At 69.7% G+C, this 16,828-nt stretch carries 14 protein-coding genes; 8 read left to right on the top strand and 6 right to left on the bottom strand.

What is annotated here, in order from left to right; genetic code table 11:
• Positions 1–452: 452 nt before the first annotated feature.
• The 3 genes from smc (at position 453) to Q0P88_RS03870 (ending at position 5,546) form a co-directional block, all read left to right on the top strand.
• Complete coding sequence (smc, locus tag Q0P88_RS03880; RefSeq protein WP_295011278.1) at positions 453–4,025, top strand: chromosome segregation protein SMC; 3,573 nt, start codon at positions 453–455, stop codon at positions 4,023–4,025.
• 62 nt (positions 4,026–4,087) lie between these two features.
• Positions 4,088–4,963 carry a signal recognition particle-docking protein FtsY gene (gene ftsY / locus Q0P88_RS03875; RefSeq protein ID WP_295011276.1) on the top strand — a complete coding sequence of 292 codons (876 nt, stop codon included), beginning with the start codon at positions 4,088–4,090 and terminating at the stop codon, positions 4,961–4,963.
• 82 nt (positions 4,964–5,045) lie between these two features.
• The gene (locus Q0P88_RS03870; RefSeq protein ID WP_295011274.1) at positions 5,046–5,546 is read left to right on the top strand and encodes a DUF2004 domain-containing protein; all 501 of its coding nucleotides are present in this window, start codon (positions 5,046–5,048) and stop codon (positions 5,544–5,546) included.
• Positions 5,547–5,564: 18 nt separating this feature from the next.
• Here the strand turns inward: Q0P88_RS03870 and lipA are convergent, their stop codons facing one another.
• Complete coding sequence (lipA, locus tag Q0P88_RS03865; protein WP_295011272.1) at positions 5,565–6,554, bottom strand: lipoyl synthase; 990 nt, start codon at positions 6,552–6,554, stop codon at positions 5,565–5,567.
• Positions 6,551–7,192 carry a lipoyl(octanoyl) transferase LipB gene (lipB, locus tag Q0P88_RS03860; protein ID WP_295011270.1) on the bottom strand — a complete coding sequence of 214 codons (642 nt, stop codon included), beginning with the start codon at positions 7,190–7,192 and terminating at the stop codon, positions 6,551–6,553. Before lipB ends, lipA begins: the two co-directional genes overlap by 4 nt.
• Positions 7,193–7,277: 85 nt before the next feature.
• On the opposite strand from lipB, the gene Q0P88_RS03855 reads away from it, so the two are divergent.
• Together Q0P88_RS03855 and ffh are read left to right on the top strand one after the other, a co-directional pair.
• Complete coding sequence (locus Q0P88_RS03855) at positions 7,278–7,859, top strand: TetR/AcrR family transcriptional regulator (protein WP_295011268.1); 582 nt, start codon at positions 7,278–7,280, stop codon at positions 7,857–7,859.
• 67 nt (positions 7,860–7,926) lie between these two features.
• Entirely contained in the window at positions 7,927–9,480 is a 1,554-nt protein-coding gene (ffh, locus tag Q0P88_RS03850; RefSeq protein ID WP_295011266.1) for a signal recognition particle protein, read from the top strand.
• A 61-nt stretch (positions 9,481–9,541) separates the two neighbouring features.
• On the opposite strand, the gene glpK is transcribed toward ffh, so the two are convergent.
• The 3 genes from glpK to Q0P88_RS03835 all read right to left on the bottom strand — a co-directional run bounded on the left by glpK (position 9,542) and on the right by Q0P88_RS03835 (position 13,641).
• Positions 9,542–11,056 (bottom strand): glycerol kinase GlpK, encoded by a 1,515-nt coding sequence (gene glpK, locus Q0P88_RS03845; protein ID WP_295011264.1) that lies wholly within the window; start codon positions 11,054–11,056, stop codon positions 9,542–9,544.
• Between the two features lie 32 nt (positions 11,057–11,088).
• Complete coding sequence (locus Q0P88_RS03840) at positions 11,089–11,844, bottom strand: MIP/aquaporin family protein (RefSeq protein WP_295011262.1); 756 nt, start codon at positions 11,842–11,844, stop codon at positions 11,089–11,091.
• A gap of 87 nt (positions 11,845–11,931) precedes the next feature.
• Positions 11,932–13,641, bottom strand: coding sequence for a glycerol-3-phosphate dehydrogenase/oxidase (locus tag Q0P88_RS03835; protein WP_295011261.1), 1,710 nt, complete (start codon positions 13,639–13,641; stop codon positions 11,932–11,934).
• 111 nt (positions 13,642–13,752) lie between these two features.
• On the opposite strand from Q0P88_RS03835, the gene Q0P88_RS03830 reads away from it, so the two are divergent.
• The gene (locus Q0P88_RS03830) at positions 13,753–14,715 is read left to right on the top strand and encodes a sugar-binding transcriptional regulator (protein WP_295011259.1); all 963 of its coding nucleotides are present in this window, start codon (positions 13,753–13,755) and stop codon (positions 14,713–14,715) included.
• 40 nt (positions 14,716–14,755) lie between these two features.
• On the opposite strand, the gene Q0P88_RS03825 is transcribed toward Q0P88_RS03830, so the two are convergent.
• A complete protein-coding gene (locus Q0P88_RS03825; RefSeq protein WP_295011257.1) occupies positions 14,756–15,901 on the bottom strand; it encodes a glutamate--cysteine ligase in 1,146 nt (381 codons plus the stop codon).
• A 255-nt stretch (positions 15,902–16,156) separates the two neighbouring features.
• Here Q0P88_RS03825 and rpsP point away from each other — a divergent pair, with 255 nt between their 5' ends.
• Positions 16,157–16,591 carry a 30S ribosomal protein S16 gene (rpsP, locus tag Q0P88_RS03820; protein ID WP_295011255.1) on the top strand — a complete coding sequence of 145 codons (435 nt, stop codon included), beginning with the start codon at positions 16,157–16,159 and terminating at the stop codon, positions 16,589–16,591.
• A gap of 6 nt (positions 16,592–16,597) precedes the next feature.
• Complete coding sequence (locus Q0P88_RS03815; RefSeq protein WP_295011253.1) at positions 16,598–16,828, top strand: RNA-binding protein; 231 nt, start codon at positions 16,598–16,600, stop codon at positions 16,826–16,828.

Here is a 16,828-nt window from a genome sequence, read left to right as displayed (position 1 = left end):
CTCCGGTGGGAGACGTGTCCGTGTCACGGCGAGGGGATCCGGATCCCGGCGGGATCGGATCGTGCGGATGCCCGGATCGACGCAGAACGTGCGGGATCAGGCGGGATGCGGATGCATCGGAGTGGTCGAAGACCGTGCGAGCGAGCGCTCAGCGATCCCGCTCCGGATGCGGAGCGGGACGCGTGCCGCGGACTATGCCGTCGTGCGCGCGAAGCGGCCGACGGAAGGCGCCGAGGACGCATCGAGCCCGCGGGACGGGGTGATGTCAATGCGGATGATCATCATGTCGGCTGCCTCCTCTCTCGGCTGGGATCCCTCACGCTAGCGGTCGTTCACAGCAGACGTCAAGGCGACACCCAGAAATCCCTGAACCTCGGGCGTTTCCCCACGGCTCTCCGCGTCACGGCGCGCTAGCGTAGACGCGTGATCCCCGTTGCCCGCCGAGTGTGCGCATGCACCTGAAGAGCCTGACCCTCAAGGGGTTCAAGTCCTTCGCGCAGCCGACGACCTTCGCGTTCGAGCCGGGGGTGACCTGCATCGTCGGGCCGAACGGTTCCGGCAAGTCGAACGTCGTCGACGCGCTCGCCTGGGTCATGGGCGAACAGGGTGCGAAGACGCTCCGCGGCGGGAAGATGGAGGACGTCATCTTCGCCGGCACCTCGACGCGCGGCCCGCTCGGCCGGGCGGAGGTGCAGCTGACCATCGACAACGGCGACGGTGCGCTCCCGATCGAGTACGCCGAGGTCACGATCAGCCGGACGCTGTTCCGTAACGGATCCAGCGACTACGCGATCAACGGCACGAGCTGTCGGCTGCTCGACGTCCAGGAGTTGCTCAGCGACTCCGGACTGGGTAGGGAGATGCACGTCATCGTCGGACAGGGGCGTCTGGACACGGTGCTGCAGGCCTCGCCGGAGGACCGGCGTGGCTTCATCGAAGAGGCCGCGGGGATCCTGAAGCATCGTCGACGCAAGGAGAAGACGCTCCGCAAGCTCGACGCGATGGAGACCAACCTCACACGGCTCAGCGACCTGGCCGGAGAGATCCGCCGGCAGCTCAAGCCCCTGGGCCGGCAGGCGGAGATCGCCCGCGAGGCGCAGACGATCGCCGCGGTCGTCCGGGACGCGAAGGCGCGGATCTTCGCCGACGACGTCGTGGCCCTGCGCTCCGCCCTGGCTGACCACACGTGCACCGAGCACGAACGCCATGCGGAGCGCGTCGTGCTGAGTGAGCAGGCCGACCGGATCCGTGCCGAGATCACCCGACTGGAGAGCACGCAGAACTCTGCCGCCGTGGACGAGGCGCGTCGCGTCGCCTTCGCGCTGGAACAGGTCCAGGAGCGCATGCGCGGCCTGTTCACCCTCGCGAACCAGCGGCTCGCGCTGCTCGGCACCGACGACGATGACGCGGCCGTGACCGCCGTCACCGTCACCCAGGCGACGATCGACGAGGCGAAGGACGAGGTCGAGGAGTTCTCGTCCGGAATCGGCCGGGCCCAGGATCAGGCGCAGGAGGCCGCCCGAGCGGTCGCGCTCGCCCGCGCCGAGCTGGATGCGCTCGACGGGGAGATCGCGGAACAGAGCGCCCTGGTGTCCGCGCACGACATGCGCCTGACGACGCTGCGGGGTCAGGCGGAGGCCGCCGCATCGGCCCTCGCCGCCGTGCGGGGCGCGGTGCTCCGGCAGGAGAACGCGCGAGCGGCCGCGGACGAACGCCGCCGCCAGGCCGCCGAGGCGCGCGAGCGGATCGAGGGCGGCGAGGCGCCGGAGGGCACCGCCGCGCAGCACGCGGAGACGTACGAGCGCGCGCAGAGCCAGGTCGTGGCCGCGGAGAGCGCGCTGGAGGCACTGCGGGAGCGGCTGCACGCCGCCGAGCGCGAGGCGGAGGCGCTCACGGCCCGCGCGGCCGCGCTCGGCAGCGCGATCTCCGTGACGGGGGGAGCCGCCGAGATCGTGGCGCTGGGCCTTCCCGGCGTGCGTGGTCTCGTCGGCGACGCGGTGCAGGTGCGGTCGGGCTACGAGGCAGCGATCGCAGCGGTGCTGGGACCACTCGCGGAAGGCGTGCTGGTGGACGACGCCGAGGCCGCGTTCGTCGTGGTGGACCGCGCCGTCGGCGTGGGCGCCTTCGACGTCGTCATCGCAGACGGGGCGGCCGCGGCCGTCTCCGACGCGGGGATCCCCGGTGCCGTTCCCGCAACCTCGGTCGTCTCCGCACCGGAGGGCGTTCTCGGGATCCTCTCGCACGTCGTCGTCGTGGACGACCTGGCGGCCGCGCGTGCCGCACTCGCCGCCGCCGCGACCTCCTCCGGCGCTCCCGTCACGCTCGTCACCCGCGGGGGAGAGGTCGTCACGGCGCAGACCGTGCATGCCGGATCCGGCGGGGAGCGCTCCCGGCTGGAGCTGGTCGCCGAGCGGGACGCCGCGGTGGACCGGCTGAGCGAGGTGCGGGTCATCGTCGATTCGCTCCGTGAGGCCCGCGACGAGGGATCCGAGGCGCTCGACACGGCGCGGCGGGCATCGCGCGAGGCCCTGCGCACGCTCCGCGAGCACGACGCCGCTCTCGCCGCGCATACCGAGCAGGTCAACCGCGTGATCGTGCAGCACGAGTCCGCGGTCGCGGAGTGCGAGCGGCTCGAAGCGGGTCTCGCGCAGGCCCAGGCGGCGGTCTCCGAAGCGGAGTCCGCCGCGGAGAAGGCGAAGACCGCCCTCGCCACGGCGGAGGACGTTCCGCGTCCCGTGCTGGACGCGTCGGCACGGGACGGACTGCTCGAGGCGCTCGAAGGCGCGCGCGAGTCGGAGATGGACGCGCGGCTGGGGATCGAGACGCTGCGCGAGCGTGTCAGGGCGGCGCAAGCCCGCGTGGGCTCGCTGGAACGTCAGCGGGAGCGCGAGCGCGAGGCCGCAGCGGAGGCCGCGCGCCGGGCCGTGATCCGCCGCGCCCAGCGCGAGACGGCTGCCGGTGTCGCCGACGAACTGCCCCGGGTCCTCGCCTCGCTGGATCGCTCGGTGGCCGAGGCCAGGGTCTCCCTCGCCTCCGCCGAGGCGGCGCGCGCGGCGCAGAACGAGGAGCTCACCGACCTGCGACGTCAGGACACCACGATCCGGGAGCGCCTCGCCGCCCTCACAGAGAGCGTGCACGGCCTGGAGCTGCAGATCCACGAGAAGAAGCTGCACCTCACCAGCCTGTTGGAGCGGGTGCAGTCCGAGTTGGCGCTCGACGAAGATATTCTCATTGCGGAATATGGTCCCGATCAGCTGATTCCGCGGGACGGAGCGGATCCGGCCCCGAATCCAGTCGCGGAGTGGACGGAGGCGTCCGATCAGGAGTCGGCACCCGTCGCGAGCGGCGTCCCCTTCGACCGACCCGTGCAGCAGCGCCGACTGCAGGAGGCGGAGCGCAAGCTCGCTCAGCTGGGCCGGGTCAATCCGCTCGCGCTCGAGGAGTTCGCCGCGCTCGAACAGCGTCACGCGTTCCTCACCGAGCAGCTCGCCGATCTCACGAAGACCCGCGAGGATCTGCGCACGATCATCGCGGATCTCGACGAGCGGATGCAGACGATCTTCGCGGACGCGTTCGAGGACACGCGACGGGCGTTCGGCGAGGTGTTCCCCCTGCTCTTCCCCGGGGGCGCGGGAAGCATCTCCCTGACCGATCCGGACGACCTGCTGAACACGGGCATCGAGGTGGCCGTGCGGCCGGTGGGCAAGAAGATCGAGCGGCTCTCCCTGCTCTCGGGCGGCGAGCGCTCGCTCGCGGCGGTGGCCCTTCTCGTCGCGATCTTCAAGGCGCGCCCGAGCCCGTTCTACATCCTGGACGAGGTCGAGGCGGCGCTCGACGACGCCAACCTCGGTCGCCTGCTCACCGTGTTCGAGCAGTTGCGGGAGAGCTCGCAGCTGCTCGTGATCACGCACCAGAAGCGCACGATGGAGATCGCGGATGCCCTCTACGGCGTCTCGATGCGGCAGGACGGCGTCTCCGCCGTCGTGGGACAACGCGTGGGGGATCGCGCCGCGGCGACGGTGTGAGCGCCCCGACGCCGAGGGCGAACGTGCCCGTCGCAACGATCCGGGCCCCGTAGGCTGGTCGCATGGCGGAGAAGTCCTGGTCCCTCGGTCGCGCGCTGCGCGGCATGTTCGTCAAGCCCACGATCGACGAGGACACCTGGGACGAGCTCGAGACCGCACTGCTGACGGCGGATTTCGGTCCCGAGATCGCCGAGCGCCTCGTCGAGGAGCTGCGCGCCAAGGTCGAGCGCTATCGCACGACCGATCCCAAGGACCTCCAGCGGATGCTCCGGGAGACGCTCGAAGAGCATTTCGCGAAGTTCGACACGACGCTCAAGCTCACGGAGCGCCCCGCGGTGGTGCTCGTCGTCGGGGTCAACGGCGTCGGCAAGACGACGACGATCGGCAAGTTCACGAAGTTCCTGCGGGGCTATCAGCGCTCGGTCGTCGTCGGCGCCGCCGACACCTTCCGCGCGGCCGCCGTCGAGCAGCTGGCGACGTGGGCGCAGCGCGCCGGCGCCGCGATCGTCCGTCCGCAGCAGCAGGGCCAGGATCCGGCCTCGGTGGCCTACCAGACGGTCGAGTACGCCCAGCGGGAGGGCACGGAGATCGTCATCATCGACACGGCGGGGCGCCTGCACACCAAGGGCGGCCTGATGGACGAGCTCTCGAAGATCCGGCGCGTCGTCGAGAAGCAGGCGCCGATCAGCGAGGTCCTGCTCGTCCTCGATGCGACGACCGGGCAGAACGGCGTGCTGCAGGCCGAGGCCTTCCTCGAGCACGCGGGGGTCACGGGCCTCGTGCTGACCAAGCTCGACGGCTCGGCGAAGGGCGGTTTCGTGCTCGCGGTGCAGGAGCGGACCGGCATCCCGGTCAAGCTGCTGGGGCAGGGTGAGGGCATCGACGACCTCACCGGATTCACCCCGCACGTGTTCGTGCAGGCGCTCGTCGGGGCCTGATCCGGCACTCCGTGCCGATCCGTCCGCCGCGCGCGGGCCGTGCGGACTACCGCGCCGCCGACAAGGCTGGTTCTATAGGCGTATGGCGATCGAACACGACTTCTTCGGATTGCTCTCCTCCGGCCCGGACGGATCGATCTTCTGGTCCGAGACGGTGGAGTTCGGCGATCAGGCGCTCACGGTCGATCTGACCGCGCCCGATCAGGAGGACGTGTCCGCCGACTCGCTCGACATCGCCGCCGCGTTCGTGTCCGGGCTCGAGGCGATCGACGCCAAGGCGCGTCGAGGGATGCTCGCAGAGGTCGACGACCGCACGAGCGAGGTGACCGAGTACATCCTGCAGCAGCAGGAGGAGTACGGCGACGACCTGGAGGAGTACCTCGTCGACGTCTCCGGGGACGCGGCGGTGGACATCATCCGCTCGCTGCGGCTCATGAGCATGACGCTGCTCGTCGACGAGCACGGGGGCAGCGAACCGTTCGCGGTGCTCGAGTACGCGCTCGACGTCGAGGGCAACGAGGACGTGCTCCTGGTCAACTTCGGATCCGACGGATCCGTGCTGTCCGTGATGAGCGCCGACTGAGTTCCGGCGCCGCCGGGGTCAGACCGCCTGAGCGAAGCCCAGGTCGGCCGACGCGGCGATGTGGGCGAGGTGGGGAGGGATCTCCCGGCCCTTCGACACCATCGACTGCGCCCACAGGCGACCGGCGCGATACGAGGAGCGCACGAGCGGCCCGGCGAGCACGCCGAGGAAGCCGATCCGCTCCGCCTCCTCCTTGAACGCGACGAACTCGTCGGGCTTGACCCAGCGCGACACCGGGAGGTGCCGGGGCGTGGGGCGCAGATACTGCGTGATCGTGATGATGTCGCAGCCCGCGTCGTGCAGGTCCTGCAGCGCTTGCACGACCTCCTCCGGCTCCTCGCCCATGCCGAGGATCAGGTTCGACTTGGTGATGAGGCCGGCCTCGCGACCCTGCGTGAGGACGTCGAGCGAGCGCTCGTACCGGAAGGCGGGCCTGATCCGCTTGAAGATCCGCGGCACGGTCTCCACGTTGTGGGCGAACACCTCGGGTCGCGCGTCGAAGATCTGCCCCAGGAAGGCCGGATCCGCGTTGTGCTCGTTGGCGAGCAGCTCGACGCCGGTGTTCGGGTTGAGCTCGTGGATCTTGCGGACCGTCTCCGCGTTCAGCCACGCGCCGGTGTCGGGGAGGTCGTCCCGCGCGACGCTCGTGACCGTGGCGTAGCGCAGGCCCATCTGCTGCACGCTCTCCGCGACACGGCGGGGCTCGTCGGTGTCGTAGTCCGCGGGCTTGCCGGTGTCGATCTGGCAGAAGTCGCAGCGTCTCGTGCACTGCGAGCCGCCGATGAGGAACGTCGCCTCCTTGTCCTCCCAGCACTCGAAGATGTTCGGGCACCCTGCCTCCTGGCACACCGTGTGCAGGCCCTCGTCCTTGACGAGCGAGTGCAGAGCCTTGTACTCGGGGCCCATCCTGGCCTTGGTCTTGATCCACTCCGGCTTGCGCTCGATCGGCGTCTCGGCGTTGCGGATCTCGAGGCGCAGAAGCTTGCGTCCCTCGGGGGCGGCGCTCATGCGGCGACCTCTGTCGCATACTCGGCGGTGAAGGCCGCGGCGACCGCGTCGACGAGGTCGGCGGGGGAGAGGTCGCGCCCGACGATCTCGCTCACGGTCGTCACGCCGGCATCGGTGATGCCGCACGGGATGATCCCGCGGAACCCCGCCAGGCTGTTGTCGCAGTTGATCGCGAAACCGTGCATCGTCACGCCCTGCTGGACGCGCACGCCGATCGCCGCGACCTTGTCCTCGCTGAGCGGGCGGCGCACCCACACGCCGCTGCGTCCGTCGACCTGGTAGCCCTCCACGCCGAAGGGGCCGAGCACGGAGATGAGCAGACGCTCGAGGCGGCGCACGTGCGCCACGACGTCCATCGGCTCGGGCAGACGCACGATCGGATAGCCGACGAGCTGGCCGGGTCCGTGCCAGGTGATCTTGCCGCCGCGGTCCACGTCGACCACGGGCGTGCCGTCCTGCGGACGCTCCTGCGGCTCGGTGCGCTTCCCCGCGGTGTAGACCGCCTCGTGCTCCAGCAGCAGAAGCGTGTCGGGGCGCGAACCGGCCACGACGTCCGCGTGGACGCGGCGCTGCAGCTCCCAGCCGTCGAGGTAGGGCACGAACGCGGGGGCGAGGCCCGCTCTCTGGATGTCGATCATTCGGATCCTTCGGCCGGGGGTTGTTGAATGCTGTCCAACAATACCCCCGATTCGAGCGGGGTGCGCGGCGCGATACGGTGGCGTGGTGACCACCCCTCCCCGCGGAGTGGGCCGCCCCCGCGCGTCATCCCGAGAGACGATCGCCGAGGCCGCCTGCGAGCTCTTCCTCGAGCGCGGCTACGAGCGCACGTCGATCGCCGACATCGCGCAGCGCGCGGGCGTGAGCCGCTCCAGCTTCTTCAACTACTTCGCGTCCAAGAGCGACGTGCTGTGGTCCGGGCTGGACGAGAGGATCGAGCGCGCGATCCGGGCGCTCGCCGCGCCGGGCGCCGATGCGGCGCGGGTGGAGGCGGTGCTTTCCGCGATCCTGGACGGTGTGGAGCCGGATCCCCTCGCGCTCGCCTTCGGCAACGCGACGGCGATGGGGCTGCACGAGGAGCTGCAGCGCGAGTCGGCGCTGCGTCAGGGACGGCTCGCCGCGGCCCTGTCCGCCGCGGCCCGTGAGGTCGGCGTCGAGCCGATCCGCGCGGAGGTGCTCGGAGCGGCCTACGCGGTCGTCGTGCTCAGCTCGCTGCGGGTGTGGGCCGAAGGCGGTGCGGGTCACGGATCGCCCCTCGCCCAGCTTCAGCACGCGCTGCCGCGGATCACCGATCTGCACTGGGGCTGAGCGCCGACGACGAACCGCGCGTCCTCGACGCTCGACGAGGGGTGCGCTCGCGTAGAATTGCTCCACCATGGCTACTTTCAGCACCCTCTCCGATCGGCTCACCGAGACCTTCCGCAACCTGCGCACGAAGGGCAAGCTGACCGCCTCCGACGTCGACGGGACGGTCCGGGAGATCCGTCGCGCCCTGCTCGACGCCGACGTCGCGCTCCCCGTCGTCAAGGAGTTCACCGCCAAGGTGCGCGAGCGGGCGCTGGGCGATGAGGTCAACAGGGCGCTGAACCCCGCGCAGCAGGTCGTGCAGATCGTGAACGAGGAGCTCATCGCGATCCTCGGCGGTCAGCAGCGGCGGCTCGAGTTCGCGAAGAACCCGCCCACCGTGATCATGCTCGCCGGTCTCCAGGGATCCGGAAAGACGACGTTCGCGGGCAAGCTCGCCAAGCAGCTCCAGGGCGAGGGGCACACGCCCCTCCTCGTGGCGGCGGATCTGCAGCGTCCCAACGCGGTCACCCAGCTCACCGTCGTGGCAGAGCAGGCCGGCGCGACGATCTTCGCGCCGGAGCCGGGCAACGGCGTCGGGGATCCGATCCGCGTCGCCCGGGACGGCGTCGAGCACGCACGCCGTCAGCAGCACGACGTCGTGATCATCGACACCGCCGGGCGCCTGGGCGTGGACGCAGAACTCATGAAGCAGGCCTCCGACATCCGAAGGACCGTGGATCCCGACGAGGTGCTCTTCGTCATCGACGCGATGATCGGTCAGGACGCGGTCAACACCGCGAAGGCGTTCCAGGAGGGCGTGGACTTCACCGGCGTCGTGCTCTCCAAGCTGGACGGCGACGCGCGAGGCGGCGCGGCGCTCTCCGTCGCCTCGGTGACGGGGCGCCCGATCATGTTCGCGTCGACCGGCGAGAACCTCGACGACCTCGAGCCGTTCCATCCGGACCGCATGGCGAGCCGCATCCTCGACCTCGGCGACATCCTCACCCTGATCGAGCAGGCGCAGAGCGCCTTCGACGAGGCGGAAGCGCTCAAGGTCGCCGAGAAGCTCGCGACCGAGACCTTCACGCTCGAGGACTTCCTCGAGCAGATGCAGCAGCTGAAGAAGATGGGCTCGATGAAGAAGATGCTCGGGATGCTCCCGGGCATGGGGCAGATGAAGCAGCAGCTCGAGGACTTCGACGAGCGCGAGATCGATCGCACCGAGGCCATCATCCGCTCGATGACCCCGGGGGAGCGGCGCAACCCCAAGGTCCTCAACGGCTCCCGTCGGCTCCGGATCGCCCGCGGCTCCGGCATGACGGTCACCGACGTCAACCAGCTCGTCCAACGATTCGAGCAGGCGGCGAAGATGATGAAGACCGTGGCGCGGGGCGGTACCCCGAACATCCCCGGGATGGGAGCCGTGCCCGGCATGGGCCGCCCCGGGGCGTCGTCCAAGCGAGGGAAGAAGGGCAAGAGCTCCGGCTCCCGCTCCGGGAACCCGGCCAAGCGCGCGGCCGAGAACGCGGGACTCGCCACCTCCGCCCAGAACCCGACGGGCTCGGGCTTCGGTCTGGGCGGGCAGAAGGCGCCGAGCGAGGCCGACATGGCGGAGATCCAGAAGCTGTTCGGCAAGAACTGATCGATACGCGAAAGGCGGGCCGGAGGAGATCCTCCGGCCCGCCTTTCGCGTGCGGATCAGGTCACTTCACGTCGTCGTCGACCCAGTCCATCGACTTGTTCACGGCCTTGCGCCACAGCCGCAGCTGGCGGTCGCGCTCGCCCTCGTCGAGGGTGGGCTCCCAGCGGCGGTCCTCCTGCCAGTTGGCGGAGAGATCGTCCAGACCAGACCAGAAGCCGACGGCCAGACCGGCGGCGTACGCCGCGCCCAGGGCCGTCGTCTCCGCGACGACGGGGCGCACCACCGGCACGCCGAGCACGTCGGCCTGGAACTGCATGAGCGCGTCGTTCGCGACCATGCCGCCGTCGACCTTGAGCTCGGTGAGGTCGACACCCGCGTCGGCGTTGACCGCATCGATCACGTCGCGGGTCTGGAAGGCCACGGCCTCCAGGGCGGCGCGGGCGATGTGGTTCTTGTTCGCGTACCGGGTGAGGCCTACGATGGCGCCGCGCGCGTCCGGACGCCAGTACGGCGCGAACAGGCCCGAGAACGCGGGGACGATGTAGACACCGCCGTTGTCCTCGACCTTGTCGGCCAGCTCCTCGACCTGCGGGGCCGAGTCGATGATGCCGAGCTGGTCGCGCAGCCACTGGATGAGCGAACCTGTCACGGCGATCGAGCCCTCGAGCGCGTAGTGCGTCGGACCGTCGCCCAGCTTGTAGCCGACGGTGGTGAGCAGGCCGTTCTTCGAGTGGACGATCTCCTCGCCCGTGTTGAAGATGAGGAAGCAGCCCGTCCCGTACGTGTTCTTGCTCTCGCCGGTGTTGAACGCCGCCTGGCCGAAAGTGGCGGCCTGCTGGTCGCCGAGGATGCCGGCGATCGGGGTCTCCCGCAGCAGCGAGGAGTCCTCGGCGGCGCCGTAGACCTCGGAGGACGAGCGGATCGACGGCATCATGGACTTCGGCACGCCGAACGCCTCCAGGATGTCGTCGCGCCACTGCAGCGTCTCCAGATCCATGAACATGGTCCGCGAGGCGTTCGTGACGTCGGTCGCGTGCACGCCGCCGTCCGTGCCGCCGGTGAGGTTCCAGAGCACCCAGGTGTCGGTCGTGCCGAACAGCAGGTCGCCTGCCTCGGCCTTTTCGCGCGCGCCCTCCACGTTCTCCAGGATCCAGGCGATCTTGGTGCCGGAGAAATAGGTCGCGAGCGGCAGGCCCACGACCGGCTTGAAGCGCTCGACGCCGCCGTCCGCCGCGAGGCGGTCGACGATGTCCTGCGTGCGGGTGTCCTGCCACACGATCGCGTTGTAGACCGGCTTGCCGGTGGTCTTGTCCCAGACCACCGCCGTCTCGCGCTGGTTGGTGATGCCGACCGCGGCGATGTCGTGACGAGTGAGGTCGGCGCGGCTCAGGGCGAGACCGATGACCTCCTGGACGTTGGCCCAGATCTCGGAGGGGTCGTGCTCGACCCAGCCGGCCTTCGGAAGGATCTGCTCGTGCTCCTTCTGACCGGTCGAGATGATGTTGCCCTTGCGATCGAAGATGATGGCACGACTCGAGGTCGTGCCCTGATCGATGGCGAGGATGTAGTCAGCCATGTGTGTGGTTCTCCTTTGAAACGCTGTTCGGGTCAGTGGACGAGGTGCAGGAGGGCCGGTGCGAGAAGCGCGGCGATCGCGCCACCGATGAGCGGGCCCACGACGGGAACCCAGGAGTAGGCCCAGTCGCTCGAGCCCTTGCCGCGGATCGGGAGGATCGCGTGCGCGATGCGGGGGCCGAGGTCACGGGCGGGGTTGATCGCGTACCCGGTCGGTCCACCGAGGGAGGCACCGATCGCCACGACGAGCAGGGCCACGGGGAGTGCCGTGAGCGGGCCGAGGCCCCCGGGCGTCCCGACCTTGACGTCGCCGTAGTCCGCGAACGCGAAGATGACGAAGACCAGCACGAACGTGCCGATGATCTCGGTCACGAGGTTCCAGCCGTACGAGCGGATCGCGGGGCCGGTCGAGAACACGCCCAGCTTGTTCGCCGGGTCGGGCTCCTCGTCGAAGTGCTGCTTGTAGGCGAGCCAGCACAGGATCGCGCCGATGATCGCGCCCAGCAGTTCGGCGCCGGTGGCGACGAGGAACTGCGCGAACGAGATCTTCTGGGCGATCAGCAGTCCGATGCCCACCGCCGGGTTGAGGATGGCGCCCGAGTACGCCGAGACCAGGACACCGGCGAAGACCGCCAGACCCCAGCCCCAGTTGACCATCAGGAAGCCGCCGTTGAAGCCCTTGTTCTTCGCCAGGGCGACGTTGGCGACGACGCCGCATCCGAGCAGGATGAGCATCGCGGTGCCGACGAGCTCTGACAAGAAGTAGAGCCCGAGATTGACCTCAGTCATGTCTCCATTGACCTTTCGCAGAGCATCGGCCCCTCTGCCGATGCGGTGTTCGAGTACAACGCCGATGAGGGCGGCGGGGGATCCCCGTCAGCCGCGGGTGCGGGCGACGAGGGAAAGTCCGTGCCGGGTATTGAGCAGTTCTCGCGTCTGATCGATCTCGGCCGCCACGCGCGCGCGGTCCCAGTCCAGGAGCGGGGCGAGCGCCTCGGCGATCTCCTCGAGATTCTCCTCGGTGACGTCCCCGGTGAAGGCGAGGCTCGTGCGACGCAGCACGACGTCCTCCAGTCGGACGATCATCTCGTGATCGACCATCCACTCCAGCTCCCGGGTGGAGAGCTGGCCTCCGGCGAGCGGGGTGTCCTCGCCCTGCTCGACGTAGTTCCACACGTCGGCCGCGCGCGTGCCGTAGCGCACCAGCAGCCGCTCGGCACGGTCCCCGGCGCCGGGCAGGTTCTTCGCGAGCCAGGTGCGGCGCGCGGCCTCGCCCTGCGGGTAGTCCTTGCCCCCGCCGATCACGCGGCCGAGAGTCGACACGACGCGGGGGCGACCGAGGATGTCGAGGATCTTGTCGGAGAGCGACTCTCCGAGCGCACGGAACGTGGTCCACTTGCCGCCGACGAGGCTGAGGTGCGGCACCGCGTGGCTCTCGTCGACTTCGACGCGGTAGTCGCGCGAGACGAAACCCGGAGCCGTGTCCTCGTGGCGGGGGAGCGGACGGATTCCGCTGAACCGGTACACGATCTGGTCCCGGTCGACGTCGATCGTCGGGAAGACGTGATGCACGAGGTCGAAGAAGTAATCGACCTCCTCCTCGGTGCACAGCGGCACCTCGCGGGGATCCGCGTCGATGTCCGTGGTGCCCACGAGCACGCGTCCCTTGAGGGGGTAGATCAGCACGATGCGGCCGTCCGAGTGCTCGAAGAAGATCTCGCGTCCCTTGGTCGCTGCGAGCAGCTCGGGGTTGTCGAGCACGATGTGCGAGCCCTTGGTGCCGCCCATGAAGCGCGTGAGCTCGCCCATCGCCTCGTTGGTGAGATCGGTCCAGGGGCCGGAGGTGTTGACGACGACGTCCGCGGCGATGCGGAACTCCGTGCCGGTCTCGCGGTCGCGTACGAGCACGGCGTCCCCGTCGTGACCGATGGCCTCGACGTAGTTCAGTGCCACCGCGCCGGGGTGGGCGGCGCGACCGTCCTGCAGCACGTCGAGGGCGAGACGCTCCGGATCGTGCATCGATGCGTCGTAGTAGGTCGCCGTGTACTTGATCTTCGGATCCATCGAGGGCAGCTCGGCGAGGGACTTCTTGCGGCCCAGGAAGCGATGACGCGGAACCGTCCCCCCGTCGCGGGAGAACGTGTCGTAGATGGTCAGGCCCACCTTGATGAGGAACGCTCCGCGCTCCTTCGGCTTGCCCGACTTGTGCGTGAGGAAGCGGAGGGGCGCGGAGAGGATCCCGGAGAACGTGGAGTAGATCGGGATGGTGGTCTCGAGCGGCTTGACGTAGTGGGGGGCGATCTTGATGAGACCGTTGCGCTCGGTGACCGACTCCTTCACGAGACGGAACTCGCCGTTCTCGAGGTAGCGGATGCCTCCGTGGATCATGTGGCTCGAAGCCGAGGAGGCGCCCGAGGCGAAGTCCCCCCGCTCGACGAGGACGACGTCCACACCCTGCAGCGCCAGATCCCGGAACGTCGAGATCCCGTTGATGCCCCCACCGATCACCAGCACCGTGGTGCGTCCCGCCTCCCGAACGGTCGCGACCTCGGGTCGTTCTGCGGCGGTATGGGTGTTGTCGTTCATGTCCTGGTCCTCCCTGCGGATTGTTCACAGCATTCCCCCAGGTGCCCTTCCTCGCAAGCCTCATGCACGAATGTGCAAGAATCGCTCGCATCGATCCCGAGGAGTGCCCCTATGGATGAACGGAAGCGCCATTCGAAGGCGGTCGCGGCCCTCACCGCCGCGCGTCTCTACTACCTGCAGGACAAGACGATGGACGTCATCGCCAGGGAGCTGGACACGTCGCGCTCCTCAGTGTCGCGACTGCTCAGCTATGCCCGCGAGGTCGGACTCGTCGACATCAGGATCAACTCGCCGCTGGAGCACGCCGGCGAGCTCGAGCAGGAGCTGCACGACCGCCTGCACGTCTCGGCGCACGTCGTCCCGATGCCGGAGAGCGTGACGGAGGTCGAGCGGCTCGAGCGCGTGGCGCTGACAGCGGGCCGGCTACTCACCCAGATCATCGACTCCAACATGGTGGTCGGGCTGGCCTGGGGATCCACGATGAGTGCGGTCAGCCGCGAACTCGGCCAGAAGGAGACCAGGGGGACGACGATCGTGCAGCTCAACGGCGCGGGCAACACCCTCAACAGCGGCGTCGAGTACTCGAGCGAGATCCTGCAACGCTTCGGCACGGCGTTCGGGGCCCAGGTGCAGCAGTTCCCGGTCCCCGCGTTCTTCGACGACCCGCGCACCCGGGAAGCCATGTGGCGCGAGCGCAGCACTCTGCGCGTGCTGGACCTGCAGGCGAAGATGGACCTCGCGGTGTTCAGCGTCGGATCGCCGAGCGCCGACGTGCCGAGCCGGGTCTACGTCGGCGGCTATCTCAGCCGCGACGACTATCGGAGCCTGCGCGACGATCACGCCATCGGGGACGTGGCCACGGTGTTCTTCCGCGCCGACGGGAGCTGGAAGGACATCGCCGTGAACGCGCGTGCGACCGGGCCGGAGCTGGACCGCCTGCGCCGGGTGGCCCGCCGGTTCTGCGTGGTCGCCGGATCCCAGAAGCTGCCGTCGCTGCGCGCCGCGATCGGCGCCCGACTGGTCACCGACGTGGTCCTCGACGAGGGGCTGGCGCGCCAGCTGGTCGAGAGCTGAGCGCGGGCGATCCACGAAGGTCGCCGCGGCGGTGCGCGGCTCAGTCCCGCAGGGACTCGGGGCCCGAGCGGAACTCGCGGATCAGGTGCTCGACGACGGGGCGGAGCTCCCCGCCGTGGGCGTCCGCGACGGCGACCTGGCGCTCGTAGCTCGCCCCGCCGTGCAGGATCCGGGCGACACCGGCGAACTCCTCGGCGCAGCGGAGTTCCGCCGCGACCGGGGCGAGCCGTTCCGTCGTCTCCGCGAGATGGTCCCGCACGGAGCGCTGAGCCCCCCGCTCGTCGACGATGATCTCCGCATCCAGCCCGTAGCGCGCGGTACGCCACTTATTCTCCCGGTGGAACCACGGCCGGAGCGTCGGGAGCGGGCGGCCTTCGTCGAGGTCCCGCGAGAACGACTCCACGAGCGACTGCGCGAGAGCGGCGACGGCGGCGAGTTCGGCCAGCGTGGACATGCCGTCGCAGGCCCGTACCTCGATCGTGCCCCAGCGCGGCGCAGGGCGGATGTCCCAGCGGACCTCCGTCGCGTCGGCCATGACGCCGGTGCGCTGCATGTCGTCGAGGTAGGACTCGAACGCCGCCCAGTCCGGCAGCGCCCAGGGCAGCCCCGCGGTGGGCAGCTGCTGGAACACGAGGGCCCTGTTGGACGCATAGCCCGTCCGTTCTCCCGCCCAGAACGGGCTGGATGCGGCGAGGGCCTGCAGATGCGGGAGGTAGGCGGTGAGCGCGCCGACGATCGGCAGGACCTTGTCCCTGTCCTCCACGCCGACGTGGACGTGGATGCCCCAGATCATCATGTTCCTGCCCCACCACTGCGTCTTCTCGATGAGCGAGTGGTAGCGCGTCTTGTCCGTGACGCGCTGGTCGTACCACTGCGCGAACGGATGGCTCCCCGCGGAGAGGAGCTCGACGCCGGCGGGATCCGCGGCAGAGCGCACGGACGCGATCGCCTCCGCGATGTCTGCGACCGCGTCGGCCACGGTCGCGCCGACCCCGCTCGTGACCTCGATCGTGTTGGTGAGCAGTTCGCCCGTGACCGTGTGCCGTTGGTGGGCGCTCTCGGCCTCGAGGCTCTCCAGCAGCTCCGGCGCGCGCCCGACGAGATCCCCCGTCGTCGGGTCGGCGAGCATGAGCTCCCACTCCAGTCCCACCGTGGAACGGCGGGACGTTGCGAACTCGATCGGCATGGGGCCTCGTTTCGGTGCGGGAACCCGGATGGCCCATGATGGCATGGCGGGCGGGATCCACCGATCCGCGCCGACACCGGAGGACGCACCGCCCGTGTCGTTTCGCGGGAGCGGCCCGGATCTGGCAGAATGGACCGCTGGACCGCCGCTCGACCCTCTATCCGGCCGTGGTCCACCCGCAGAGCTTCCACCGGGTGTGCACCCCACGCTTCTGGTGATCAGTTCGTCTTTCCTTCCACACCATTCAGGAGAATCGTGGCTGTCAAGATCCGTCTCAAGCGCCTGGGCAAGATCCGTGCGCCCTACTACCGCATCGTCGTCGCCGACTCGCGCACCAAGCGCGATGGTCGCGTGATCGAGGAGATCGGCAAGTACCACCCCACCGAGGAGCCCTCCTTCATCGAGGTCGACTCCGAGCGGGCGCAGTACTGGCTCTCCGTCGGCGCCCAGCCGACCGAGCAGGTCACCGCCATCCTCAAGATCACCGGCGACTGGGGCATCTTCAAGGGCGACAAGGACGCGAAGTCCACCCTCAAGGTCGCCGAGGGCAAGGCGGAGTTCACCGCCGACGCCACCAAGAAGTCGGTCATCAAGCCCAAGGTCGAGAAGAAGGCGGAGGCGCCCGCCGAGGACGCCGCCGCCGAGGCTCCGGCCGAGGACGCAGCCGACGCTGCGACCGACGCGGAGTAATCCGTCGTGCTGGCCGCCGCGCTCGAGCACATCGTCTCGGGGATCGTCGATCACCCGGAGGATGTCACCATCACCGCCACCACGTCGCCACGCGGCGACGTCCTCGAGGTGCGCGTGCACCCCGACGACAGGGGGCGCGTGATCGGGCGCGGCGGTCGCACCGCCAAGGCTCTGCGCACACTCATCAGCGCGCTCGCGGACGGGCGTCGCGTGCGCGTCGACGTCGCGGACGACTGA

Source organism: uncultured Microbacterium sp. (assembly GCF_945952435.1).
Lineage (GTDB): Bacteria > Actinomycetota > Actinomycetes > Actinomycetales > Microbacteriaceae > Microbacterium.
Note: the sequence above shows the minus strand (reverse complement) of the source record. Positions and strands in the feature narration are given on the sequence as shown.